Origin of the sequence: Pseudomonas sp. B21-012, assembly GCF_024749305.1 — a bacterium.
Classification (GTDB): domain Bacteria; phylum Pseudomonadota; class Gammaproteobacteria; order Pseudomonadales; family Pseudomonadaceae; genus Aquipseudomonas.
Window position 1 is genome coordinate 693,706 of sequence record NZ_CP087197.1, and the last position, 23,346, is coordinate 717,051.

Consider the following 23,346-nt stretch of genomic DNA (forward strand, 5'->3'; position numbering starts at 1 on the left):
GTCTTGCGACATAAGGCCAACTGATGCCGAGTAACGGACAAAAACTCAACGCTCGGGCGATTCCCCAATTGGAGCGCTTGCCCCGGCCCCTGTACGCCCGCGCTGAAAGCCTCGGTGCCGGCTCGTGGACGCCACGCCACCGGCATGACTGGGTGCAGTTCTCGTATGCGATCAGTGGCGTGCTCGGGGTCTATACCGCCGATGGCAGCTACTTTGCTCCACCGCAGTGGGGGGTATGGATTCCGGCCGGAGTCGAGCATGAGGTGCTGACCTCGATGCAGGCCGAGATGCGCAGCCTGTATGTTCGCCGCGAAGAAGCCAGCTGGGCCCCGGGGCAGTGCCGGGTGCTGGAGGTGACACCGCTGGCCCGCGAGCTGATCAAGCAGTTCTGCCTGTTGCCGGTGGACTATGCCGAGGGCGACAGCGCGGAGGCACGGCTGGTCGCGGTGTTGCTCGACCAGTTGCGGGCGCTGCCGGAGGTGGGCTTTTCGCTGCCGTTGCCGCAGCACCCGCGCTTGCTCGAGCTGTGTAACGAACTGCTCGAACAGCCCGAGCAGGGCCAGACGCTCGCGCAGTGGGCGCAGCGCCTGAACACCTCGGAAAAAACCCTGACGCGCCTGTTCCAGCGCGAAACCGGCCTGAGCTTTCGCGGCTGGCGCCAGCGCATGCGCCTGTTGTCATCGCTGACTGCGCTGGAGGCTGGGCAGAGCGTCACCGAAGCCGCGCTGGGCTGCGGTTACGACTCCACTTCGGCCTACATCGCCGCCTTCAAGGGCCTGTTCGGCTTTACCCCGGGCGAGCTGCGCCTGTAGTCCTCAGGTGCGAAAGCGCCGTACCAGCGCATCCAGTTCGTTGGACAAGCCGGCCAGGCTCTGCGAGTCCTGGCGCGCCGAATTGGCCAGCTCCGCCACCAGCTGTGCATCACCATGGATCTGGCTGATATGGCGGTTGATGTCCTCAGCCACCTGGTGCTGCTCTTCGGCGGCGGTGGCGATCTGCGTGTTCATGTCGCGGATGATGTCCACCGACTCGCGGATCTGCCCGAAGCTGTTGCGCGCCTGGCCGATACGGCTGACCGACTGTTGCGACACTTCCAGGCTGGCGTGCATCTGCTGGGCCACTTCACTGGTGCGGTTGGCCAGGTTGCCGAGCAGGTGGTCGATCTCGGCCGTGGAGTCGGCGGTGCGCTTGGCCAGCGCCCGCACTTCGTCGGCGACCACGGCAAAGCCGCGGCCCTGTTCACCGGCGCGCGCAGCTTCGATGGCGGCGTTAAGGGCCAGCAGGTTGGTTTGCTCGGCAATCGAGCGGATGGTGCCGAGGATCGACTGAATGGCATTGCTGTCGCGCTCCAGTTGCTGCATCGACTGCGCCGACTGTTCGATCTCCTGACTCAGGCGATCAACGCTTTGCACTGCCGCGTCGATCTGCTGTTGGCCTTCGCGGGCCTGCTGCTGGCCGCTGTCGGCGGAATCGGCGGCCTGGCTGCAGGAGCGGGCGACTTCGTTGGCGGTGGCGACCATTTCGTGGAAGGCGGTCGAGACCATGTCCACCGCCTCGCGCTGGCGCCCGGCGGCTTCGGCCATGTCATGGGAAACCTGGGTCGAGCTGCTGGAGGTGGCGAGGATTTTGTTCGCCGCCTGGCCGATGCTCTGGATCAGGTTGCGGATCGCGGCCAGGAACTGATTGAACCAGTTGGCCAGTTGTGCGGTTTCGTCGCGCCCGCGCACCTCCAGGCTGCGGGTCAGGTCGCCTTCACCCTGGGCGATGCCTTCCAGGCCGCTGGTGACGCTGTGGATCGGGCGCACGATGAGCTTGGCAAAAGTCGCACCGACCAGGGCGAACACCGCCGCCAGCACGATGGCGATAGCGGCGACCAGCCAGGTCAGCTGGGTGGCGGTGTGCATCACTTCGTCATGGCGGATCAGGCCGATGAAATTCCAGCCCAGTTGCTCCGAAGGCCAGATGTTGGCCATGTAGCGTTCGCCGTCCAGCTCGACTTCGACCAGGCCCTTGCCGGCCTTGGCCAATTGCGCGTAACCCTCGCCGAGGCTGCCCAGCTGCTTGAAGTTGTGCCCCGGATCGCGTGGGTCGACCAGCACGTTGCCGTTGTCTTCGAGCAGCATCAGGTAGCCGCTTTCACCGAGCTTGATCTGCTTGACGATCTCGGTCAGCTGCTTGAGCGAGACGTCGATGTTGACCACGCCGCCGGGGTTGCCGAGCTGGTTGGCGACAGCGCGCACGGTGCTCACCAGCACGGCGTCATCGCCGGCCCAGTAATAGGCGTCGGTGCGCAGGGTCTTGCCCGGGGTGGCCATGGCCGCCTGGTACCAGGGGCGTTGGCGCGGGTCGTAGTTGGCCATTTTCGCATCGCCCGGCCAGAACGCGTAACCGCCATCGCTCAGACCGTAGGACACGTAGGAGTAGGCCGGATGACTGGCGGCGAGGCTGGCAAAGAAGTCGTAGAGTTTCTTGTCATGCTCGCCCAGGGCGATTTGCGCGGCATCGGCGCCCAGGTACTTTTTCACCTCGCCGCCGGTAGCGCTGACCAGTGGCTGGGCGGCCAGGTAGTCGACGTTCTGGCTGATGCCTTCGAAGAACAGTTGCATGGCGTTGGCCACCTGGCGGATCTCGCGGCTGCTGCCGTCGACGAAGCCTTCGCGGGCTTCACTGCGCAGGTTGAGGACCACCAGGGTGGCGACCAGAATCACCGGCAAGCCGGCGATTACGGCGAAGGCCCAGGTCAGTTTTTGTTTTATGTTCATCCGCGCTCCAGAATTTTTCTTGTAAACGTACGAGGCTGCTGCAGACTACATCGGCCGTGTGCTCTGGAAATAAAGTGTTACTTGGGGGAAATCCCCCGTGTTTATTGGTAATTGCCGAATTTTGTGACCGTTTGGTCGCCTTCGGGCAGAAAAAGAATGGCAAGTCAGGCTGATTGCCGTTACAACGCAGTGCGGTCTTGCTTCAGCGACAAGCAGGTTGCAGAACCTGTGACCTATAACAATCCCGTGTTTGGCCAGACAGGACCCCCGACAGAAACCGATGAAGACTCCAAAACGCATTGAACCGCTGGTTGAAGATGGACTGGTCGACGAAGTACTACGACCGCTGATGAGTGGCAAGGAGGCTGCGGTGTATGTGGTCCGCTGCGGTCGGGAGCTACGGTGCGCCAAGGTCTACAAAGAAGCCAACAAGCGCAGTTTCCGCCAGGCCGCCGAGTACCAGGAAGGCCGCAAGGTACGCAACAGCCGCCAGGCCCGGGCCATGGCCAAGGGCTCCAAGTTCGGCCGCAAAGAGGCAGAAGACGCCTGGCAGAACGCCGAAGTGGCGGCGCTGTTCCGCCTGGCCAATGCCGGTGTGCGGGTACCCAAGCCGTATGATTTTCTCGATGGCGTGCTGCTCATGGAGCTGGTCGCCGATGAACATGGCGACGCCGCGCCACGCCTGAACGACGTACACCTGGAGCCTGAACAGGCCCGCGAATACCACGCCTTCGTGATTCGCCAGATCGTGCTGATACTCTGCACCGGCCTGGTCCATGGTGACCTTTCGGAGTTCAACGTGCTGCTCGGGCCAGACGGCCCGGTGATCATCGACCTGCCGCAAGCGGTCGACGCTGCTGGCAACAACCACGCGTTCAGCATGCTCGAGCGCGATGTCGGCAACATGGCCGCCTACTTCGGCCGTTTTGCCCCGGAGCTCAAGCAGACGCGCTATGCCCGTGAAATGTGGGCCCTGTACCAGGCCGGCAAGCTGCTGCCGGAAAGCCCGTTGACCGGGGTGTTCGCCGATGACGAGCACAGTGCCGACGTTGACGGTGTCATGCGCGAGATCGACGCGGCGCGCATCGATGAAGCCCGCCGGCGTGCGGCCAAGGCCGACGCCGAGCGGGGTACGGTCAAGGACGAAGAACCGGCGCCGCCCTGGCTCCAGTAAACGCGTCAGTGACAGCAACTGCCGCCGGCTGCCAGGTCCTTGAGGATCGGGCAGTCCGGGCGGTCGTCGCCCTGGCAGTGGGCAACCAGTTCGCTCAAGGTGTCACGCAAGCTCACCAGTTCCTCGATGCGCCGGTTGAGGTCGTCGATGTGCTGGCTGGCCAGGGCCTTGACGTCGGCGCTGGCGCGCTGGCGGTCCTGCCACAGGGTAAGCAGGCGGGCAACTTCTTCTAATGAAAACCCCAGGTCCCGCGAGCGCTTGATGAATGCCAGTTGGTGCAGGTCTTCCTGCTGGTACAGGCGATAGCCGCTGTCGCTGCGCAGGGCCGGCTTGAGCAGGCCGATCGACTCGTAGTAGCGGATCATCTTCGCGCTCAGGCCCGAGCGGCGGGCGGCTTGGCCGATATTCATTGGGCATCGTCCTCAGGCGGGGTGGTCGGCTTCCAGGTTTTCAGCAATAGCGCGTTACTCACCACGCTGACGCTCGACAGCGCCATGGCGGCGCCGGCCAGCACCGGGTTGAGCATGCCGAAGGCGGCCAGGGGAATGCCGATCAGGTTGTAGATGAACGCCCAGAACAGGTTCTGGCGGATCTTGGCGTAGGTCTTGCGGCTGATCTCCAGGGCCGCCGGTACCAGGCGCGGGTCGCCGCGCATCAGGGTGATGCCTGCCGCCTGCATGGCCACGTCGGTGCCGCCGCCCATGGCGATGCCGATGTCCGCAGCGGCCAGGGCCGGAGCATCGTTGATACCGTCGCCGACCATGGCCACCACCCCGGACTGCTTGAGCGTGGCAACCGTGGCGGCCTTGTCGGCAGGCAGGACTTCGGCATACACGTCAGTGATGCCTAAGGCTTCGCCGACCACCTTGGCACTGCCGCGGTTGTCGCCGGTCAGCAGGTGGCTGCTGATGCCTTGCCTGGCCAATTGGCGAACCGCTTGACCGGCGCCGGGCTTGAGGCTGTCACCGAAGGCGAACAGGCCCAGCACGCGCGGCTGCGGGCTGCGTTCGAGCAGCCACGACAGGGTCCGGCCTTCGGCTTCCCAGGCTTGGGCATCGACGGCCAGCTCACCAGGCTGCAAGCCGCTTTCATCCAGCAGGCGGCGGTTGCCCAGGGCCAGCTCGCGACCGTCGAGGCTACCGGCGATACCCCGGCCGGTCAGCGACTGGCTGTTGCTGATATCAGCGACCCGCAGGCCTTGCTCTTCACAGGCATCGAGCACCGCCTTGGCCAGCGGGTGCTCGCTGCCGCGCTGCAGGGCGCCGGCCAGTTGCAGCAATTGCGCCTGGTCACCGACCAGCGCACGGCTGTGGACGATGCGCGGGCTGCCGGAAGTCAGGGTGCCGGTCTTGTCGAACACCACGCGATTCACTGCATGGGCGCGTTCCAGAGCTTCGGCGTCCTTGATCAGGATGCCGTGGCGGGCCGCGACGCCGGTGCCGGCCATGATTGCCGTCGGTGTGGCCAGGCCCAAGGCGCACGGGCAGGCAATTACCAGCACGGCGACGGCGTTGATCAGCGCGGTTTCAATCGGCGCGCCGCTCAGCCACCAGCCCACCAGAGTAATCAGCGCCAGCACCAGCACGGCGGGGACGAACACCTGGCTGACCCGGTCGACCAGTTTCTGGATCGGTGCTTTGGCCGCCTGGGCGTCTTCGACCAGGCGAATGATGCGTGCCAGCACGGTTTCCGTGCCCAGCGCCAGGGTGCGGACCAGCAGGCGGCCTTCGCCGTTGATCGCGCCACCGGTGACCTTGTCGCCCGGTTGCTTCGGTACCGGCAGGCTTTCGCCGCTGATCAGTGCTTCGTCGGCGTGGCTCTGGCCCTCGACGACTTCACCATCGACCGGAAAGCGCTCGCCGGGCTTGACCAGCACCAGGTCATGCAGGCGCAGCTCGCTGATGGCGACATCGCGTTCCTGGCCGTCGACCAGCAACAGCGCGCGCTCCGGGCGCAGGGCCTCCAGGGCGCGGATGGCACTGGCGGTCTGGCGCTTGGCGCGGCTTTCCAGGTACTTGCCCAGCAGAATCAGGGCAATCACCACCGCCGAGGCTTCAAAGTACAGGTGCGGCATGACCCCGGCGCTGGCTGTGGCCCATTCGTAGAGACTCAGGCCGTAACCGGCGCTGGTGCCGATGGCCACCAGCAGGTCCATATTGCCGGCTCCGGCGCGCACGGCTTTCCAGGCCGCGACATAAAAACGCGCACCGAGGATGAACTGCACCGGGGTGGCCAGCACGAACTGCGCCCAGGCCGGCAGCATCCAGTGGATGCCGAAGGGTTGCAGGACCATTGGCAGCACCAGCGGCAGGGCCAGCAGCACCGCCAGGGCCACCGACCAGCGCTCCTTGCGCAGGCGGCGTTCGGCGTCGGCCTGGTTGACCTTGGCGCTCTGCGGCAGGCTGGCGCTGTAACCGGCCTGGCTGACGGCATCGATCAGCACGTTGCTGTCGACCTGGCCCAGCAGCTGCAGGTGGGCGCGTTCGTTGGCCAGGTTGACGGTGACTTGCTGCACGCCCGCGACCTTGGCCAGGGCGCGCTCGACGCGCCCGGCGCAGGAGGCGCAGGTCATGCCGCCGATCTGCAGCTCGAGGGTTTGCGCGGGCACGCTGTAGCCGGCTTGCTCGACGGCTTCGACCAGCGCCGGCAGGCTGTCGGCCGGGGCCTGGATGCGGGCCTGCTCGGTGGCCAGGTTGACACTGACCTGTTCGGCACCGACGACCTTGCGCAGGGCGCGCTCGACCCGGCCAGCACAGCTGGCGCAGGTCATGCCGGCAATCGGCAGGTCGAACGTGGTAGATGCGGACATGGGGCACTCCTCCTTGGACAGGCCTCAAGCATCAACCTTGCCATGCGGGGAAGGTCAATAGCCCAGGCCGGCCCTGATCAGCTTGAGGCCATTCTGGTCCATGGCGATGCGGTATTTATTGATCTCGCCGGCCTTGAGCGTGAGCTTCTGGTTGCGCTGGTTCTCCAGGCCGTTCTGGCAGCCCGGCATCTGTGCCGGCAGCAGGCGCAGGCGCACCGCGACCTTGCCCGGCGGCAGGTTGAACGAGGTCGACTGCTCCTGGAACAGCCGCGCCGAAAGCTGGTCATTAAGGTACACGCCGATCTCGCACGAGGTCGCCACTTCCAGGCGCTCGCGGGAAATGGTCAGAATGCTGTAGTCGGCGTTGCCCTCGGCACTGGCCGCGGGCACCAGGCCCATTACTCCCAGCAGGCCGAAAAGGCCCAAAGCTGCCCTGTGCATGAATTCAAACTCCTGCAAATCGATTCTCAGGCTTGCAGCTTGGCGGAGCGGCGCGCTGATTTCCAGCCCGGCAGGCAAACCTCGCACTTGACCTTGCCCCGATGGCAAGCTTGAAACTGCGCTCAAACCCCACAGGAGGCTGTTGCAATGCAAGTATTCACTGTTCAAGGAATGACCTGCGGCCATTGCGCCAAAGCTATCACGCGTGCCGTTCGCGAGCATGATGATGAGGCTGTGGTCGAGATCGATCTGGCGCGCAAGCAGGTCAAAGTGCAGAGCGATTTGCCGGCAGACAATATTCTCAAGGCTATTCGTGCCGAGGGCTACGGCGCCGAGCCAGCCTGACCGCCGACGCCCGCGCGGTGGCTAAAAGATTCATCGCGCAGGCGTAACTCTGTCAGCGAAACCCCGGCAGGGCGGTTAGACTAGCGGACTTGCTTAGCCTGCTACGGATTTCCGATGAACCTGCGAACCATCCTGATTCTCGGCGCCTTGAGTGCGTTCGGGCCCCTGGCGATCGACTTCTACCTGCCCGGCTTCCCGGCCATGGCACTGGCCTTTGGCACCGACGAGAAGCACATCCAGACCACCCTCGCGGCATACTTCCTTGGCCTGTCGCTGGGCCAGCTGGCCTATGGGCCGGTGGCCGACCGCTTTGGCCGGCGCATTCCGCTGCTGGTCGGGGTGACCCTGTTCACCCTGGCGTCGCTGGCCTGCGCCTTCGCCCCGAGCCTTGATGCACTGATTCTGGCGCGTTTCGTCCAGGCCCTCGGCGGTTGCGCCGGGATGGTGCTGTCGCGGGCGATCGTCAGCGACAAGTGCGATGCGGTGGGATCGGCCAAGGTCTTCTCGCAGCTGATGTTGGTCATGGGCCTGGCGCCGATCCTGGCGCCCATGCTCGGTGGCCTGATGGTCAACCTGTACGGCTGGCAGTCGATCTTCATTGCCCTGACCCTGTTCAGTGCCCTGTGCACCCTGGCCGTGGCCCTGGGCCTGCCGGAAAGCCTGCCGGCCAACCAGCCGCGCCCGCCGTTGTCCGGTTCGCTGCGCCAGTACGGCCGGCTGTTCAAGGACCGTATCTTCCTCGGCCACGCTTTGACCGGTGGCATCGCCATCGCTGGCATGTTTGCCTACATCGCCGGCTCGCCGTTCGTCTTCATCAAGCTCTATGGGGTGCCGGCCGAGCACTATGGCTGGCTGTTCGGCAGTAACGCAGCGGGGTTCATTCTGGTGGCGCAGGTCAACGCACGGCTGCTGGCCAAGCGTGGCCCGGCCTTCTTGCTGGCCCGGGCGGTGTGGGTTTACCTGGCGGCGGGCCTGACCTTGCTGGGCATCAGCGCCCTGCACCCGGCAGCGCTGTGGCCATTGCTGATTCCGTTGTTCATTTGTATCGCCAGCCTCGGCTGCATCATCCCCAATGCCTCGGCCTGCGCCATGAGCGGGCAGGGCGCCCGTGCCGGCAGCGCTTCAGCCCTGCTCGGTTGCCTGCAGTTCAGTGTGGCGGCCGCGGCGGCGGCGCTGGTGGGGGTGCTGCACGACGGCACGGCGGTGCCGATGGCCATCGTCATCAGCCTTTGTGGCCTGGCGGTGGTGAGCGTGGCAATGCTCACCCGCAGGCTGAACCTCAGCCGCTCCGTTTGAGTGGGTGGGGTGCCTGGAGGCGGGTTTGCAGGGTGTTGACGAAGGCGCGGGCCTCGGCCTCGCTGCGAAAGCTGACCACGTGCTGGTCGAGCTGGACCTGCCAGGGGCAGCCGGGCTTTTTTGCTGATGCACTGACCTGGATATTCATATCTGCATACCTGAGGTTGGCGTTGGCTGATGCATTGTAGCGCCGGCCACGGGCAGCGGAATGACCTGGGTCAGTTCTCGGACTGACGGTCGCGCCCACCCCGTAAACGAGGTGGGCGCGCCTTTTCAGAAGCCTTCGAGGACGATCTTGCCCTTGGCCGCACCGCTTTCCAGCAGGGCATGGGCGCGGCGCAGGTTGGCGGCATTGATGGTGCCGAAGTGCTCGCCGAGGGTGGTTTTCAGCGTGCCGCTGTCGATCAGTTCGGCCACCCGGTTGAGCAGCTTGTGCTGTTCGAGCATGTCGGCGGTTTCGAACAGCGAGCGGGTGTACATGAACTCCCAGTGCAGCGACAGGCTCTTGCGCTTGAGTTTGGTCACGTCCAGCTGTTTGGGATCATCGATCAGCGCCAGTTTGCCTTGCGGTGCCAGGGCTTCGACCAGTTGATCAAGGTGCTGGTCGGTCTGGGTCAGGCTGGCCACGTGGGTGACCTGCTCGATGCCCTGGGCCTTGAGTGCGGCGGCCAGCGGCTGGCTGTGATCGACGACGTTATCGGCACCTAGCTCACGGACCCAGTCCTGGGTTTGCGGGCGCGAGGCGCTGCCAATCACCTTGAGGCCGGTGAGTTTGCTGGCCAGTTGCGTGAGGATCGAGCCGACCCCGCCGGCGGCACCGACGATCAACAGGCTCTGGCCCAGGTCCTGCTGGCCTTCAGCGATTTGCAGGCGTTCGAACAGCAGCTCCCAGGCCGTGATGGCGGTCAACGGCAGCGCCGCCGCTTCGGCAAAGCCGAGGGTTTTCGGCATGTGGCCGACGATGCGCTCATCCACCACGTGCAGCTCGCTGTTGCCGCCGGCACGGGCGATGGAGCCTGCGTAGTAAACCTTGTCACCCGGCTGGAACAGGCTGACCTCGCTGCCCACCGCCTTGACCACCCCGGCCACGTCCCAGCCCAGCACCTTGGCGGCGCCAGCCTCTGGCTGCACGTTCTGGCGCACCTTGGTATCCACCGGGTTCACCGAGATCGCCCGCACCTCCACCAGCAAGTCGCGTGGGCCAGGCTCCGGGGCTGGCAGTTCGATGTCCTGCAGGGCTGCTGCATCGCTGATGGGCAGGGAGTGATAGTAGGCAATGGCTTTCATGGAGATTCCTCGGTGGGGTAGTCAATGCGGGCCATGATTGGTGCTTTCACTTGCGGTTAAAAGCCGCTAAAACTACAGATACTTTCAATATTATTTTGATAATGGCGGGTGTGTTGGGTGCGTATCGATGATCTGCAGTTGTTCGTTCGTGCCGCCGAATTGGGCAGCCTGTCGGCGGCGGCGCGCCTGCTCGACTTGTCACCGGCGGTGGCCAGCGCCTCGCTCAAGCGTCTGGAGCAGCAATTGGGCGTGCGCCTGCTGGCGCGTTCGACCCGCAACCTGCGGTTGACCGCCGAGGGCGAGGGATTTTTGCAGCATGCCCGTTCCGCCCTGGCGAGCCTGGAGGAGGGCCGGCGAATCCTGGCCCATGGGCAGGATCAAGTCAGCGGTACCTTGCTGTTGTCGGCACCGTCCGATTTTGGTCGCAACGTACTGTTGCCGTGGCTCGATGAACTGCAGCACGAACATCCGCAACTGAACCTGCGCCTGTTGCTGGGCGACCGCAATGCCGACCTGTTTCGCCAGCCGGCCGATATCGCCCTGCGCTATGGCGCCCCGGAAGACTCAAGCCTGGTGGCCTTGCCAGTGTGCGCGGACAACCGTCGGGTGCTGTGTGCCTCACCCGCCTACCTGGCCCGGTACGGCGCGCCGATGGAAGTCGCGCATCTGGCCCAGCACAATTGCCTGCTGTACCAGCTTGGCAACCGCGTGCATGACCATTGGCGCTTTGGCGAGGGCGCCAATGAGGTGGGCGTGAGCGTCAGCGGCGATCGCTTTTGTGACGATGCCGATGTGGTTCGGCGCTGGGCGCTGGCGGGTGTCGGCATCGCTTACAAGTCCTGGCTGGATGTGGCTTATGACGTGCAGGCCGGGCGCTTGAGGTTACTGTTGCCTCACGTGCATGGTGAAGCCGCGCCGTTGAACCTGATGTGCACGCACCGGGCGCAACTGGGCAAGCCGGTGCAGTTGTTGCGAAATATGCTTCGAGCTCGTTGTCAGGCATTGTTTGAGAAGTTGCCTGGTATTACAGGCTAAAGTAATTTGAATTTCCCACATTCCTACGTGGTTAGCAGGTAGCATTTGTGAGTTACAGTAAAATTTATTGTAGGTTTTATCTGGCGATATAACGTCAAGAATAATCCGCCAGTTGCGGGCAAGATATGTAACGTGGGGCTTGGGCTGCAGATGTGCAAACGTCTCTGCAGAGCCTTTGAAGACGGCCCCTGCCAAGGTTGCCCATACCATGGAGATCCGCCGGATTAAGTTCGCGCAACGCGGCTTATAATGGATCCAGCAGTCATTTCCAGCGAGAGATACTTCCATGTCCAGGGCGGCAACTGACGCCTCTCACACGACGTTCTGATAACTTCCACTTCCTGCTTTTCTGGCATCGGACACCTCGCAGTAAATGCTGCCGACATGGTTAATCAATCGATATCAGACATGATCTCGCAGGGAGTTTGAGATATGAAGCCAGTAACAAGTATCAGCCAGATCGCCAGCTTGTTGGCCGACCCGAAACGCAGTGCAATGCTATGGGCCTTGATCGATGGTATGGCCCGTCCTTCCGATGAGCTTGCCAGCATGGCCGGGCTGACGCCTTCTTCGGCCTGTGCCCACCTGGCCAGGTTGTCGGCCAGTGGCTTGTTGAAGCTGGAGCCGCGGGGGCGCAAACGTTATTTCAGGCTGGCCGCGCCGGAGGTCGGCGCGGCTGTCGAAGCGCTGGCCAGTGTTCAGGTCAAAACCCCCGAAGACAGCCGCGAACAAGAGGTGGGCGGCATCCCGTTGTCCATGCGCCGGGCGAGGCTGTGCGGTGATCACCTGGGGGGCGAGCTGGCGGCGGACCTTTATCAGCGCCTGTTCGATGCTGGCTGGCTGGAGGGCAGCGAGCAGCACATCGAAGTCACCCAGTATGGACGTAGCCAGTTCGCCACCTACGGCATTTTCATCGAGGCGCTGGCCCAGCATCAACGTCGAAGCTTCAGCAGTTGCCGCTGTTGCAGTGAGTGGAGCGATCACCGCCCGCATCTGGGTGGCGCGCTGGGCAGCAGCCTGCTCAAGCTGTTCTTGCAGTCTGGCTGGATCCGCGAGAGTGAAACCTCGCGCATGCTGCAGATCAGTGCCGCAGGTCTGGCTCACATCAACCGTATGGCCCAGGTTGCCGTGTTGAAGACTGCTGGCTGAACCCAGGAGGTACGGTGTCTGGCGAGGTCGCTGCTGACAATGCGCCCGAAGGCAGATGCCGTGACACTCGGGGTTGGCACAACTTCCGGGGGACGGAGTGGGAGCAGATTCACCGGTACGTCGGATCGCCGCGAAGGACTGCATCGCAGTCCGGTCTTTGGGGCCGCTGTGCGACCCTTCGTGGCGAATCCGTTCCCACCTTCGGCCCGTCAGGGTTTGACCAAGCGGGCATCCAGGCTGTTCTGCGCCAGGCGCCGTGCCTGTTCCTGGGTCATGCCCAGGTGTTCATGCAGGGCCTGGAAGTTCTCGGTGACGTAGCCACCGAAGTACGCCGGGTCATCGGAATTGACCGTGACCTTCACGCCACGCTCGAGCATGTCGAGGATGTTGTGCTGGCTCATATGGTCGAACACGCACAACTTGGTGTTGGACAGTGGGCAGACGGTCAGCGGGATTTGCTCGTCGATGATCCGCTGCATCAGCCGCTCGTCCTCGATGGCGCGCACGCCGTGGTCGATCCGCTGGATCTTGAGCAGGTCGATCGCTTCCCAGATGTACTCGGGCGGGCCTTCTTCACCGGCGTGGGCAACGGTCAGGAAGCCTTCACTGCGGGCACGGTCGAACACGCGCTGGAACTTGCTCGGCGGATGGCCCATTTCCGAGCTGTCGAGGCCGACGGCGATGAAGGCATCGCGAAACGGCAGGGCCTGGTCGAGGGTCTTGTGCGCTTCTTCTTCACTGAGGTGGCGCAGGAAGCTGAGGATCAGGCCGCTGCTGATGCCCAGTTGTTGCTGGCCATCCTTGAGTGCGCCGCTGATGCCGTTGAGCACCACTTCGAAAGGGATACCGCGGTCGGTGTGGGTCTGCGGGTCGAAGAACGGCTCGGTGTGAATCACGTTCTGCGCCTTGCAGCGCTGCAGATAGGCCCAGGTCAGGTCGTAGAAGTCCTGCTCGGTGCGCAATACATCGGCACCCTGATAGTAGAGGTCGAGAAATTCTTGCAGGTTGTTGAACGCGTAGGCGCCGCGCAGGGCTTCGACATCATTCCAGGGCAGGGCGATCTTGTTGCGCTCGGCCAGGGCGAACAGCAACTCGGGCTCCAGCGATCCTTCCAGGTGCAGGTGCAATTCTGCCTTGGGCAGAGCGTTAAGCCAGTCGTACATAGTGGTGAAATCTCATCAGGTGCGGTTGCCGCCATTCTACAGAGCTTGCGCTGCCCGCGCGGAGAAAGCTGACCAGGCGGTTGGCCGGGGAAACCTTCTACAGTGACTACAGTCACTAGCCAGTACCCACCTGCGCAGGGCCGCCGATGCTTGCACTTCTTAATCAGGAAAAGCCGCTGCTGCTCGCAGTGTTGCTGGCCGCGCTGGCCTGGCCGCTGCAGGGCCAGCTGCTCGGACATGGCCATGGCGTGGCGCTGTTTGCCGGCGCGGTGCTGGTGGCGGCGATCATCTGTGCCTCGATGCGCGTGGCCCAGCACGCCGAGCTGCTTGCGGAAAAAGTCGGCGACCCTTACGGCACCATGATCCTGACCCTGTCGGCGGTGCTGGTCGAGGTGCTGATCCTGGCGATCATGATGAGCAACCAGGCGTCGCCGACCTTGGTGCGGGACACCATCTATTCGGCGGTGATGCTCGACATCAATGGCATCCTCGGCCTGGCCGCGCTGATGGGCGGGCTCAAGCATGGCGAGCAGTCGTACAACGATGATTCGGCGCGCACCTACAGCGTGATGATCATGACTGCCATGGGCGTGTCGATGGTAGTGCCGGAGTTCATTCCGCGGGCCGACTGGAGGCTCTATTCGGGGTTCACCATCGCCGCGATGGTGGTGCTCTATGCCTTGTTCCTGCGCATGCAGGTCGGGCCGCACAGTTACTTCTTCAGTTACAGCTATCCACAGAAAAAGCGCCGCGACCCGCAGGGCGGTACACCGGCGCCGGTGAATAAAGTCCGCTCGATCGCCATCCTGGTCAGCGGCGTGGTGATCATCGGCCTGCTTGCCGAAGTCATGTCGCACACCCTGGACTACGGCCTGGAAGGCAGCGGCGCGCCGCCGGTGCTGATGGCAATTGTGGTGGCGGCCATTTCTGCCGCCCCGGAGATTCTCACTGCCTTGCGCGCAGCATTGGCCAACCGCATGCAGTCGGTGGTCAATATCGCCCTGGGCGCGTCGCTGTCCACGGTGATATTGACCGTTCCGCTGATGGAGGCGATGGCGCTCTACACCGGCCAGCCGTTCCAGATGGCCATGACTCCGGTGCAAACGGTGATGATCTTCATCACCCTGATTGTCAGCGCGATCAACCTGAACGATGGCGAAACCAACGCGATCGAGGGCATGACCCACTTCGTGCTGTTCGCCACCTTCATCATGCTGGCATTGCTCGGCCTTTGAGCCTTCAGCCAGCGATCAACTGGGCGGCGGCCTGACGGTGATCGGCGATCAGTTTCTGCACGTCGAGGCCTTCGATCTGGCCATCGATCACCCGCCACTGGCCGCCGACCATGACCCGGTCGGCGCGGTCGGCGCCGCACAGCAGCAGCGCCGAGAGTGGATCGTGGCTACCGGAGAAGCGCAGTTCATCGAGTTTGAACAAGGCCAGGTCAGCCTGTTTGCCCACCGCCAGTTCGCCGATGTCGGTACGCCCGAGCAACTGCGCCGAGCCGCGGGTGGCCCAGCCCAGCACCCGCTCCGGGGTGATCGCTTCGGCGCCATAGCGAAGCCGTTGCAGGTACAGGGCCTGGCGCGCTTCGAGAATCATGTTCGACGCGTCGTTGGAGGCCGAACCGTCCACGCCCAAGCCCACTGGCGCGCCGGCGCCGGTCAGTTCCAGGGTCGGGCAGATGCCCGAGGCCAGGCGCATGTTCGAACTCGGGCAATGGCAGATGCCGGTGCCGGCGGCGCCCAGGCGGGCGATCTCGTCCGGATTGAAATGGATGCCATGGGCCAGCCAGGTTCGCGGCCCGAGCCAGCCGACGCTGTCGAGGTAATCGACTGTGCGCAGGCCGAAGCGCTGCAGGCAGAAGTCCTCTTCGTCGAGAGTTTCGGCCAGGTGGGTGTGCAGGCGCACGTCCAGCTCTGCGGCGAGGTCAGCGCTGGCGCGCATGATCTCAGGGGTGACCGAGAACGGCGAGCAGGGTGCCAGGGCGATCTGGATCTGCGCACCGTCGCCACGCTCGTGGTAGCTGTGGATAAGTCGCTGGCTGTCGGCCAGGATCACTTCGCCCTGCTGCACTGTCTGTTGCGGCGGCAGGCCGCCGTCGGCTTCGCCCAGGCTCATCGAGCCGCGGGTGAGCATGGCGCGCATGCCCAGTTTGCGCACCGCTTCGACTTGCACGTCGATGGCGTTTTCCAGGCCATCGGGGAACAGGTAATGGTGGTCGGCGGCAGTGGTGCAGCCCGACAGTAACAGCTCGGCCAGGGCCACGCGGGTCGCCAGTTCAAGCTTGGCCGGGGTCAGCCGGGCCCAGACCGGGTACAGGGTTTTCAGCCAGGGGAACAGCGGCTGGTTGACCACTGGCGCCCAGGCGCGGGTCAGGGTCTGGTAGAAGTGGTGGTGGGTATTGATAAGTCCCGGCAGCACCACGTGTTCGCGGGCGTCGAAGACTTGTCCACAGGGGCTGGCCGGGGTTTGCCCTAGGCCGAGAACTTCGTTTATACAGCCGTCTTCGATTACCAGGCCGCCACGGGCGTCGAGGGTGTTGGCAGTGAAGATGGCCAGGGGGTTTTTCAACCAGATACGGGTCGCAGGCATGGTGCCGGCTCCTCTGAAAGTGGGTTCAGGTTAGCCAGCTCAGTGTTGCCCTGTCTGCTGATCCAGGTCCGCCGCGGTGGGCGAGGTGTCGAGTCTACACCCACCGCGCGAGGTTTCACCAGATCAGGCTTTCGCCTTTGTAGTTGATGAATTGCAGGCCGCCTTTGCCGGCATTGGCCTTGATCTGCTCAAGCATGCCGCGGGTGCTGGTCAGCACGTCGATCTCGGCGTTTTCGCCGCCCATGTCGGTTTTCACCCAGCCCGGGTGCATGGCCAGGACGGTTTGCTGCGGTTGCTGCAAGGTGACGAAGCTGTTGATCATCGAGTTCAAGGCCGCCTTGCTGGCCTTGTACAGGCACATCTCGCTGCCGTCGGGAATGGCGACGCTGCCAAGGATCGAACTCATGAACGCCAGCACGCCGTCTTCGCGCAGTTGCGGGGCCAGGCGCTGGGCCACGCGAATGGGCGATACGGCATTGGTCAGGAACAGCTCGCCGACATCGGCCAGTTGTGCGCGCTCAGGGTTCTGGTCACCCGGGCCCATGACCCCGGCATTGACGAACAGCAGGTCAAACACCTGCCCCTGCAAACGTTGCTGGAGGGCATCCAGTTGGCTGCCACTGTTCATTTCCAGGGTTTCGACCTGCACGCCGGGCAGGGCGCTGAGGGTATCGGCCCTGGCCGGGTCGCGCACGGTAGCGAGCACATTCCAGCCGTCCTCCAGCAGGCGTTGCACCAGGCCAAGGCCCAGGCCGCGCGAGGCGCCGATGATCAGGGCGGTTTTGTTCGTGGACATGGAGAACTCCTTTCGAGGGTTATCAAACGTTGATCAAAGAATAACCAGTCTAGCCAAGCCGTGGCCCGGCAAGCCGTTGGCGCAGGGGTGCACGGCTTATCCACAGCTTGCTCCACAGTATTTGTGTGCAAGCATGCAGGCTGGGTACAAGCCGTGTAGTGGTGGCTTGCATGCGCAATAACTGGGGATAACTTACTGATTTTTCGCCAGTTCAAGCGCTGTCATGAAATCTTGATCAAAATATGATCGTTCTTCTGCAGGCCCCGTGGTTAAAGGCTCGCAGGCGAATGCCCAGAGCTTATCCACAGCCGGGCCCACAGTGAATGTGGGCAAATGTTCAGGCCCGTTCCAGCAGGATGCGGCCACGGCTGAGGTCGGCCAGCTGGCGTTGCAGCGCCTCGATCTGTTCCTCGCCCAGGGCCAGGCGCAGGTCGACGCCATTGGCGGTGAACTGTTCGTCCAGCACCAGGCCATCAGCCTCGGCCACGCGCAATTTGAGCAGTGCCAATTCGCTGAAGCTGCAACTGCAGGTCAGTTCGCTGCGGCTGACCAGCAAGCGCTTTTCTGCCTGCTGCAGGCACTTGTTGGCGCCGCCGCCGTAAGCGCGGGCCAGGCCGCCGGTGCCCAGTTGAATGCCGCCGTACCAGCGGATCACCAAGACTACCACCTGGTCGCAGTCCTGCGCCTCGATGGCCGCCAGGATCGGCCGCCCGGCGGTGCCGCCGGGTTCGCCGTCGTCGCTGCTGCGGTATTGCCCGCCCAGTTTCCAGGCCCAGCAGTTGTGGGTGGCGGCGAGGTCGCTGTGGCGTTCGATGAAGCTCATGGCTTCGGCCGGGCTGCTGATTGGCGCAGCCAGGGTGATGAAACGGCTCTTGCGAATCTCTTCGCGAAACTCGCAGGTGTCGAGCAGGGTAAAAGGCATAAGGCAGGTTCAGTCGCGAGGTGTCAGGCCACAGCCTTTAAGAATGATTTGGATAAGATTGTTGCTGGCATCTTCCATGTCCTGCTTGGTCAGGCGGCTGCGGCCGGTGACCTGGCAGATCTGGGTGGCGAAGTCGGCATAGTGCTGGGTGCTGCCCCAGAGCAGGAAGATCAGGTGCACCGGGTCGACCGGGTCCATCTTGCCGGCGTCGATCCAGGCCTGGAACACCGCGGCACGGCCCTTGAACCAGGCACGGTAGTCTTCGCTGAAATAGTCGCTCAGGCACTGACCGCCGCTGATGATCTCCATGGCGAAGATCCGCGAGGCTTGCGGGTTGCGCCGGGAGAATTCCATCTTGGTGCGAATGTAGCTGCTCAAGGCCAGGGCCGGGTCGTCGTCGACGGTCAGGGCGTTGAAGGTGCTGTCCCACAACTCGATGATGTTGCTCAGCACCGCCACATACAGGCCGAGTTTGTTGGTGAAGTAGTAATGCAGGTTGGCCTTGGGCAGCCCGGCCTTGAGGGCGATGGTGTTCATACTGGTGCCCTTGAAACCGTGGCGGGCGAACTCGTCCTCGGCGGCCTGGATGATGGCCTGCTCGTTCTTCTGGCGAATGCGGCCGGCGGGCTTGCCCGAGGCTTGGAGGCGATGCGCAGGGACTTCAAAGGTCATGAACGATTCCAGACAAGGCAATGGGTATCTCTTATGACTGGCTAACCTACCAGCATTAGCCCTCAGCGAGTAGCCGCCAGGCTTTCGAGGAAGCTTTCCAGGACCAGGTGCGGGCGCCGGCCCTTGCGCGTTACCCAGCACAGGCTCAGGTCATAAAAGCGCTCGGCGGGCTTGAGTGCCCGCAGCCGGCCTTGTTGTACCCAGAAGGTCGCGTAGTGGTCGGGCAGGTAGCCGATGTAGCGCCCGGTCAAAATCAGGAAGGCCATGCCTTCGCGGTCCGAGGCACTGGCGGTGCAGTTGAGCGCCTGGTAATGGGCCTGGACATCGGCGGGCAGGCGGAAGGTCGGGGCGATTGCGTCCTGGCTGTTGAGGCGCTCGTCGTCCAGTTGCCGGTCGTCGGCGTAAAACAACGGATGACCGACCGCGCAGTACAGCAGTGAACGTTCGCTGTACAGCGGCTGGTACTCAAGGCCCGACAGCGGGCTGGTCTGCGGCACCACGCCAACGTGCAGGCTGCCATCGAGCACGCCTTGCTCGACCTGGCTGGGGGCGATCATGCGGATCTGGATACGCACGTCCGGGCCGCGGTCCTTGAGCTGGGCCAGGGCATGGGTGATGCGCATGTGCGGCAGGGTCACCAGGTTGTCGGTCAGGCCGATGTTCAGCTCGCCACGCAAATGCTGGTGCAGGCCGTTGACCTCGGTGCGAAAGCTTTCCAGGGCGCTGAGCAATTGCAACGCCGATTGATACACCTCGCGGCCTTCCTCGGTCAGCGAAAAGCCGGCGCGGCCGCGCTGGCACAGGCGCAGGCCCAGGCGCTGCTCAAGGTCGCTCATCTGCTGGCTGATGGCCGAGCGGCCGATGCCCAGGACGTTCTCGGCGGCCGAAAAGCCGCCGCACTCCACCACGCTGCGGTAGATCTTCAGCAGGCGGATATCGAAATCGCTGACCTGGGCCAGGGGTTGTGGACGTTTCACGCGGTGCCTTTGCGTTGAGGAACATGAAAGGCAGACAACATACGCTGATCAGGCATTCTCGCGCCAGCGGCGCGCCTGGACGAGCAGGGCCGGGGCAAAGTGCAACAGCAGCATGCGCACCAGGTGGTGCGACAGCACCAGCACCACGTTCAGCCCACCGCTGAAGGCGACGATGGCAATGGTTTCGATGGCCCCGGGCATGTAGGCCAGCCACAAAGTGAATGGATCACTGCCCAGCACCTTGGCGGCCACCCCGGCAAAGACGGCAGCGACCAGCAGCATCAGGCCCACCGACATCAGCCCGGCGCCGCCGTGACGGACCAGCTCCTTGAGGCTGATTTCCCTGAACCTGGCGCCGATCAGCACACCGAGGATCAGCGCGGCAAAATCGACGCTCCATTGCGGCATATGGAAGCCATGCAACAGCCCCGACTTTACGTAGATCCCGGAGGCTATGATCGCTGTCAGCATGAAAGGGGCAGGCACACCGACTTTCAACAGCAGACGGCCAAGCACAATGCACAGCGCGATCAGCGAAAGCAGTGCAAGCACTGTCATGAAGGTCAGCGGACTGTTTGCGCTTGCAGGCGCTGCGGCGGATGCCGGTATGCATAGACTCACCAGCAATGTGATCGACAGCAGCCGCACCAGGTGTACAACGATCACTTTGCTCGACGCACGCTCCGACTCAAGCAGATCGAACACTGCCGCCAACGCGCCCGGGTAGACAGCCAGCAGTGAATCCTTGCGGTTCCACGCCGAGACTCTCTGCAGCCACAGGGAAGCCACGGCAATTTGCGTCGCCAGGCATAGGATCAACAAGCCGAGGCTCGGCAGCATGGTAGCCACAGTCTGGTTGTCCCAGGCCTCGAACATCAGGCCGGTGGCAATGCCCAGGACGATCTGCACATAAATCAGGCCCAGGCGTAGCCGGGGAGCAACATTGAACCTGCTGACGACAATTGCCGTCGCTACGATCGAGCCCAGCAACAGGCCGTGGGGAACGCCTGCGTATTGCAAGCTTGCCCCCGTCACCGCAGCAATCAGTAAACACACTAAGGTTTTCATAGGTTCAGGTGCTCAATGCACGAAGGTTGCGATAGATGGTTTCAGCCTGCATCTGCAGGACGTCGATATTGCTGACGGCATAGAACACACCCGTGGTGGGAGCGCCAATGGCAAAGATATTAGACGGCCCCTGGCGATGGATGACGCGACAATCGTCATAGTCCACATCGATCCCGCCGTACTGATGCTCACTACAGATACCGCAAGCCGCCAGATTTTGGTACAGCGCACCCTGCATTGCATCGCCAGCGCCGGTAGCGTTGACGACATTGGATAAGCGGCAATTGAAATTGCGCCCGCGTGCCAGGAAACCACCCGCGGTTACGCTGACATCGGTCAGTCCGGTCAGGCAAACCAGGCGTCCGGAATGCATATGCTGGTGAATCTTGATCCAGTTTTCCTTGGGGATGGGAACCCGCAGTTGCCTCCAGGCACCCCGGAAGCGCCCTACGAATACTTTCCTTTCGCGCTCGGAGAGCAGGTTCCAGATCATCGGCACGATCAAGTTGGTCGAAGAAAACACTGAGTAGATCTCTTCGCGGGCCACCGAGGCCTGACTGTGATCGCGCATGAGGTTATCGAGGGTGGTGTCGATGCCTTGCGCTTGCAGTTCTTCGTCGAATAGCGCGCGCACTGTTTTCAAGGCCGAGCCACCGCAGCGCAGGCGATGCCTGATGGTGTGTTCATTGAGAACCTTGAGTGCGCGCGGCTGATAACTCTCGCTGTAGTTGGGAATCTTGCTGCTGCGGGTCAACATCGTTACATGGTTTTCGGGATCGGCATCGAGCAGGGTCAGGGCGACATCGATGGCCGACAGCTGATTGCCAAGCACACCGATACTGTCAGAGCGAATCTCGGCCAGGCGAGTCGTCGGGTAGGGGTTGTTGATGTATCCCGGGGCCCCCTTTAGCCGGTAGAAGTCGGTTGGCTCGGGATTACCGGTTGCCAGGACGACGGCTTTGTATCCCGGGCGCTCACCTGATGCGCTGTGCAGGTCATAGCGCCCTCGGGAAGACGTCATGCCAGTGATGTGCTCACGGTAGAAGCTGATCGATGTGTGCTCGCGCAGTGACGCCTGCACTGACTCTTCGATGAACTTGCCGAACACCGGACGCGGTTGATAGCCATTGCACGTGGCCATGCCGCGGGTCTGCAGCCACTGCTTGAAGTCGCCGTGTTCGCGCAGATACATCAGGTTGGCGGGGCGATTGACCAGGTTGCTCAGAATATCCTGCTGATACGCCAAGCCCGATCCGCTGCTACCGGCTGTATCGAACACATCGATACTCAGTGCCGGTGTCAGGTGCTTCAACCGTTCAAGAATGATTGCACCGCTATAGCCCAGCCCCACGACTGCTACCTTGCCCATATCCAATCCTTAGATGTGGTTTTGCTTCGGGCTCGATAACGCCCGTTGCCTGGTGTCCGATCTGCCAGGTCATGGCAGGTGACAAAGACCGGCTGTCGGGGTGTTCTTCAGCCGGTGTCCGATAACAGGCACGCGCTGGATGGCGCCGCCTGTTTTCGTCGTGCAATGCGATGTCGGCTTACGCCCAAACGAAGGTTTCCCTGACCCAACTGTCGAGTTGCGCGAGGTGATCGCTGACCTCTTTCTCACTGTTGCCCTCGACAATCGCCGAGACGATTTCGCCATTGGTCATTTTCATTGCGCAATAATCCGTGCCCTTTTGCGCCGTGACCGTGCAATGGCGAATGAAGGGCAAGTCGATGGATGCCGGGAAGTCGATCAGCTTGCCTGTGCGCGGAGGTATATTCAGTTGACCCAGCAAGTGGCGCGGTGGCAGCAACGACGTTAACGACGCCGATTTGCCGCCACGCTCTGCATCGAGCAGGGTCAGACGCGGATTCAAGCCGAAGGCTTCGGTCAATTCCTGGTTGACGCTGCAGCCTCCAAGGCGGCAGGCGATTTCGCAGACGATGAGGTTGTTGCCGTCGACAAACACCTCGAGATGGAACAGCAGGGTGCCGAGGTTTGGCAGCGCCTGCTCGATGATGCGCCGGGTCAGTTCCACGCTTTGCGCATGCAGCGGATTGCTTTGCGCCAGCATCTGGAAACCGAGGCTTTGCCCGTCAAGAAAGTCCAGACAGGTAATCGTCGAGCGGACCGGGGAAATGATCACCGGGTTGCCGTTTATGTAGAGCCCATTGACGTTCAGCAACGGTGCATCCAGGTACTTCTCGACCATCAGGTTGTGTAGCGTCGTGCCGTCCTGCTGTTGCAGGTAGTTACGCAAGCCGTCGACGTCGCGAAGCACCCGTACGCCTCCTGAGCCTCGACCATCACGAGGTTTGACCACCACCGGGTAGCCGTACTGCTCGATGAAATCGTTGATTTCGCAAGCGGAACCGATCTTTGCCATCGGATTGATGCGTATGCCGTGCTCTGCGAGCTTTTGCTTCATGAGGAACTTGTCACGGTACAGCAGCGTCATGGCCTCAAAGCGTGTGCGCGAACCATTTAGACGGTCCTTGATGCGGGCCACGCGCAGCAGGTCGACCTCAGCCAGCGCAACCACGGTTTGGGTGCCTAGCACTCTTGCTGCCGCCAGGGCGTCGAGTTCCACCAGCGGTGAATCATTGAAATTGGGGTAAAGCCTGAAACATTCGCGGAAGAGGGGGAACTGTTGATCCAGCGCTGCCTTGGCGGACAAGTCGCTATAAATCAGCGAATTTTTACCCAGCACGTTCAACCATTCTTGTTCGCAGTGCTGCAGGAGGATTTTTGCGGGTGAGAACAGGATTACAGGGTTCAAAGGATTTCCTTATCGTGATGGTTCAAGTCGTAGCAGATGCGCAAAGGGGGCCTTGGTGCACCTGTGGTTACAGCGTCCAGG

The 23,346-nt window shown here is 62.8% G+C and carries 22 protein-coding genes and 1 pseudogene; 7 read left to right on the top strand and 16 right to left on the bottom strand.

Annotation, left to right across the window (positions count from 1 at the left end):
• Positions 1 to 23: 23 nt before the first annotated feature.
• Entirely contained in the window at positions 24 to 812 is a 789-nt protein-coding gene (locus LOY37_RS03070) for a helix-turn-helix transcriptional regulator (RefSeq protein WP_213602537.1), read from the top strand.
• A 3-nt stretch (positions 813 to 815) separates the two neighbouring features.
• On the opposite strand, the gene LOY37_RS27470 is transcribed toward LOY37_RS03070, so the two are convergent.
• Positions 816 to 1,583, bottom strand: coding sequence for a methyl-accepting chemotaxis protein (locus LOY37_RS27470; protein WP_404944413.1), 768 nt, complete (start codon positions 1,581 to 1,583; stop codon positions 816 to 818).
• A gap of 90 nt (positions 1,584 to 1,673) precedes the next feature.
• Positions 1,674 to 2,762: pseudogene (locus LOY37_RS27475) on the bottom strand (cache domain-containing protein); the annotation flags it as partial.
• Positions 2,763 to 3,042: 280 nt separating this feature from the next.
• On the opposite strand from LOY37_RS27475, the gene LOY37_RS03080 reads away from it, so the two are divergent.
• Positions 3,043 to 3,936, top strand: coding sequence for a PA4780 family RIO1-like protein kinase (locus LOY37_RS03080; protein WP_258716279.1), 894 nt, complete (start codon positions 3,043 to 3,045; stop codon positions 3,934 to 3,936).
• Between the two features lie 5 nt (positions 3,937 to 3,941).
• Here the strand turns inward: LOY37_RS03080 and cueR are convergent, their stop codons facing one another.
• The 3 genes from cueR to LOY37_RS03095 are packed head-to-tail and all read right to left on the bottom strand — an operon-like array spanning position 3,942 to position 7,186.
• On the bottom strand, positions 3,942 to 4,346 hold the full coding sequence (gene cueR, locus LOY37_RS03085; RefSeq protein WP_010221738.1) for a Cu(I)-responsive transcriptional regulator: 405 nt from the start codon (positions 4,344 to 4,346) through the stop codon (positions 3,942 to 3,944).
• Complete coding sequence (locus tag LOY37_RS03090) at positions 4,343 to 6,745, bottom strand: heavy metal translocating P-type ATPase (RefSeq protein WP_093376421.1); 2,403 nt, start codon at positions 6,743 to 6,745, stop codon at positions 4,343 to 4,345. The genes cueR and LOY37_RS03090 overlap by 4 nt, the downstream gene beginning before the upstream one ends.
• 54 nt (positions 6,746 to 6,799) lie before the next feature.
• Entirely contained in the window at positions 6,800 to 7,186 is a 387-nt protein-coding gene (locus LOY37_RS03095) for a hypothetical protein (protein ID WP_258716280.1), read from the bottom strand.
• A 147-nt stretch (positions 7,187 to 7,333) separates the two neighbouring features.
• On the opposite strand from LOY37_RS03095, the gene LOY37_RS03100 reads away from it, so the two are divergent.
• Together LOY37_RS03100 and LOY37_RS03105 are read left to right on the top strand one after the other, a co-directional pair.
• Positions 7,334 to 7,531 (top strand): heavy-metal-associated domain-containing protein, encoded by a 198-nt coding sequence (locus LOY37_RS03100; protein ID WP_045197079.1) that lies wholly within the window; start codon positions 7,334 to 7,336, stop codon positions 7,529 to 7,531.
• Between the two features lie 114 nt (positions 7,532 to 7,645).
• On the top strand, positions 7,646 to 8,827 hold the full coding sequence (locus LOY37_RS03105) for a multidrug effflux MFS transporter (RefSeq protein ID WP_123565040.1): 1,182 nt from the start codon (positions 7,646 to 7,648) through the stop codon (positions 8,825 to 8,827).
• Here LOY37_RS03105 and LOY37_RS03110 read toward each other — a convergent pair.
• Together LOY37_RS03110 and LOY37_RS03115 are read right to left on the bottom strand one after the other, a co-directional pair.
• Positions 8,811 to 8,975 (bottom strand): hypothetical protein, encoded by a 165-nt coding sequence (locus LOY37_RS03110; protein ID WP_176794194.1) that lies wholly within the window; start codon positions 8,973 to 8,975, stop codon positions 8,811 to 8,813. The two genes, LOY37_RS03105 and LOY37_RS03110, sit on opposite strands and share 17 nt — an antisense overlap.
• Positions 8,976 to 9,100: 125 nt before the next feature.
• Positions 9,101 to 10,114 carry a zinc-binding alcohol dehydrogenase family protein gene (locus LOY37_RS03115; RefSeq protein ID WP_258716281.1) on the bottom strand — a complete coding sequence of 338 codons (1,014 nt, stop codon included), beginning with the start codon at positions 10,112 to 10,114 and terminating at the stop codon, positions 9,101 to 9,103.
• Positions 10,115 to 10,231: 117 nt separating this feature from the next.
• Between LOY37_RS03115 and LOY37_RS03120 the strand changes: the two genes are divergently transcribed.
• Together LOY37_RS03120 and LOY37_RS03125 are read left to right on the top strand one after the other, a co-directional pair.
• Complete coding sequence (locus LOY37_RS03120) at positions 10,232 to 11,149, top strand: LysR family transcriptional regulator (RefSeq protein WP_045197085.1); 918 nt, start codon at positions 10,232 to 10,234, stop codon at positions 11,147 to 11,149.
• Between the two features lie 432 nt (positions 11,150 to 11,581).
• Entirely contained in the window at positions 11,582 to 12,298 is a 717-nt protein-coding gene (locus LOY37_RS03125) for a helix-turn-helix transcriptional regulator (protein WP_045197087.1), read from the top strand.
• 209 nt (positions 12,299 to 12,507) lie between these two features.
• On the opposite strand, the gene LOY37_RS03130 is transcribed toward LOY37_RS03125, so the two are convergent.
• Complete coding sequence (locus tag LOY37_RS03130; RefSeq protein WP_195885618.1) at positions 12,508 to 13,461, bottom strand: adenosine deaminase; 954 nt, start codon at positions 13,459 to 13,461, stop codon at positions 12,508 to 12,510.
• A gap of 146 nt (positions 13,462 to 13,607) precedes the next feature.
• On the opposite strand from LOY37_RS03130, the gene LOY37_RS03135 reads away from it, so the two are divergent.
• Positions 13,608 to 14,696: a calcium:proton antiporter gene (locus LOY37_RS03135; RefSeq protein ID WP_258716282.1), complete on the top strand. Its 1,089-nt coding sequence runs from the start codon at positions 13,608 to 13,610 to the stop codon at positions 14,694 to 14,696.
• Between the two features lie 4 nt (positions 14,697 to 14,700).
• Here LOY37_RS03135 and LOY37_RS03140 read toward each other — a convergent pair whose 3' ends face one another.
• The 8 genes from LOY37_RS03140 to LOY37_RS03175 all read right to left on the bottom strand — a co-directional run bounded on the left by LOY37_RS03140 (position 14,701) and on the right by LOY37_RS03175 (position 23,265).
• Entirely contained in the window at positions 14,701 to 16,056 is a 1,356-nt protein-coding gene (locus LOY37_RS03140; RefSeq protein ID WP_258716283.1) for an 8-oxoguanine deaminase, read from the bottom strand.
• A 115-nt stretch (positions 16,057 to 16,171) separates the two neighbouring features.
• The gene (locus LOY37_RS03145; protein WP_258716284.1) at positions 16,172 to 16,852 is read right to left on the bottom strand and encodes an SDR family oxidoreductase; all 681 of its coding nucleotides are present in this window, start codon (positions 16,850 to 16,852) and stop codon (positions 16,172 to 16,174) included.
• Positions 16,853 to 17,189: 337 nt separating this feature from the next.
• Entirely contained in the window at positions 17,190 to 17,774 is a 585-nt protein-coding gene (locus LOY37_RS03150; protein ID WP_093376399.1) for a YigZ family protein, read from the bottom strand.
• A 9-nt stretch (positions 17,775 to 17,783) separates the two neighbouring features.
• Entirely contained in the window at positions 17,784 to 18,446 is a 663-nt protein-coding gene (locus LOY37_RS03155; RefSeq protein WP_093376396.1) for a TetR/AcrR family transcriptional regulator, read from the bottom strand.
• Between the two features lie 62 nt (positions 18,447 to 18,508).
• Positions 18,509 to 19,423 carry a LysR family transcriptional regulator gene (locus LOY37_RS03160; protein ID WP_093376392.1) on the bottom strand — a complete coding sequence of 305 codons (915 nt, stop codon included), beginning with the start codon at positions 19,421 to 19,423 and terminating at the stop codon, positions 18,509 to 18,511.
• A 48-nt stretch (positions 19,424 to 19,471) separates the two neighbouring features.
• Entirely contained in the window at positions 19,472 to 20,491 is a 1,020-nt protein-coding gene (locus LOY37_RS03165) for an AbrB family transcriptional regulator (RefSeq protein ID WP_258716285.1), read from the bottom strand.
• Positions 20,492 to 20,495: 4 nt separating this feature from the next.
• Positions 20,496 to 21,860: an FAD/NAD(P)-binding protein gene (locus tag LOY37_RS03170; RefSeq protein ID WP_258716286.1), complete on the bottom strand. Its 1,365-nt coding sequence runs from the start codon at positions 21,858 to 21,860 to the stop codon at positions 20,496 to 20,498.
• A 178-nt stretch (positions 21,861 to 22,038) separates the two neighbouring features.
• A complete protein-coding gene (locus tag LOY37_RS03175; protein ID WP_258716287.1) occupies positions 22,039 to 23,265 on the bottom strand; it encodes an acetyl-CoA carboxylase biotin carboxylase subunit family protein in 1,227 nt (408 codons plus the stop codon).
• Positions 23,266 to 23,346 lie beyond the last annotated feature (81 nt).

Coding starts and splice junctions, on each gene's coding strand:
- LOY37_RS03095 (WP_258716280.1), bottom strand. CDS start 7,186: ATGCACAGGGCAGCTTTGGGCCTTTTCGGCCTGCTGGGAGTAATGGGC.
- LOY37_RS27470 (WP_404944413.1), bottom strand. CDS start 1,583: ATGGCCGAAGCCGCCGGGCGCCAGCGCGAGGCGGTGGACATGGTCTCG.
- LOY37_RS03115 (WP_258716281.1), bottom strand. CDS start 10,114: ATGAAAGCCATTGCCTACTATCACTCCCTGCCCATCAGCGATGCAGCA.
- LOY37_RS03165 (WP_258716285.1), bottom strand. CDS start 20,491: ATGAAAACCTTAGTGTGTTTACTGATTGCTGCGGTGACGGGGGCAAGC.
- LOY37_RS03100 (WP_045197079.1), top strand. CDS start 7,334: ATGCAAGTATTCACTGTTCAAGGAATGACCTGCGGCCATTGCGCCAAA.
- LOY37_RS03125 (WP_045197087.1), top strand. CDS start 11,582: ATGAAGCCAGTAACAAGTATCAGCCAGATCGCCAGCTTGTTGGCCGAC.
- LOY37_RS03090 (WP_093376421.1), bottom strand. CDS start 6,745: ATGTCCGCATCTACCACGTTCGACCTGCCGATTGCCGGCATGACCTGC.
- LOY37_RS03140 (WP_258716283.1), bottom strand. CDS start 16,056: ATGCCTGCGACCCGTATCTGGTTGAAAAACCCCCTGGCCATCTTCACT.
- LOY37_RS03070 (WP_213602537.1), top strand. CDS start 24: ATGCCGAGTAACGGACAAAAACTCAACGCTCGGGCGATTCCCCAATTG.
- LOY37_RS03105 (WP_123565040.1), top strand. CDS start 7,646: ATGAACCTGCGAACCATCCTGATTCTCGGCGCCTTGAGTGCGTTCGGG.
- LOY37_RS03080 (WP_258716279.1), top strand. CDS start 3,043: ATGAAGACTCCAAAACGCATTGAACCGCTGGTTGAAGATGGACTGGTC.
- LOY37_RS03155 (WP_093376396.1), bottom strand. CDS start 18,446: ATGACCTTTGAAGTCCCTGCGCATCGCCTCCAAGCCTCGGGCAAGCCC.
- cueR (WP_010221738.1), bottom strand. CDS start 4,346: ATGAATATCGGCCAAGCCGCCCGCCGCTCGGGCCTGAGCGCGAAGATG.
- LOY37_RS03110 (WP_176794194.1), bottom strand. CDS start 8,975: ATGAATATCCAGGTCAGTGCATCAGCAAAAAAGCCCGGCTGCCCCTGG.
- LOY37_RS03170 (WP_258716286.1), bottom strand. CDS start 21,860: ATGGGCAAGGTAGCAGTCGTGGGGCTGGGCTATAGCGGTGCAATCATT.
- LOY37_RS03150 (WP_093376399.1), bottom strand. CDS start 17,774: ATGCCTTTTACCCTGCTCGACACCTGCGAGTTTCGCGAAGAGATTCGC.
- LOY37_RS03145 (WP_258716284.1), bottom strand. CDS start 16,852: ATGTCCACGAACAAAACCGCCCTGATCATCGGCGCCTCGCGCGGCCTG.
- LOY37_RS03130 (WP_195885618.1), bottom strand. CDS start 13,461: ATGTACGACTGGCTTAACGCTCTGCCCAAGGCAGAATTGCACCTGCAC.
- LOY37_RS03135 (WP_258716282.1), top strand. CDS start 13,608: ATGCTTGCACTTCTTAATCAGGAAAAGCCGCTGCTGCTCGCAGTGTTG.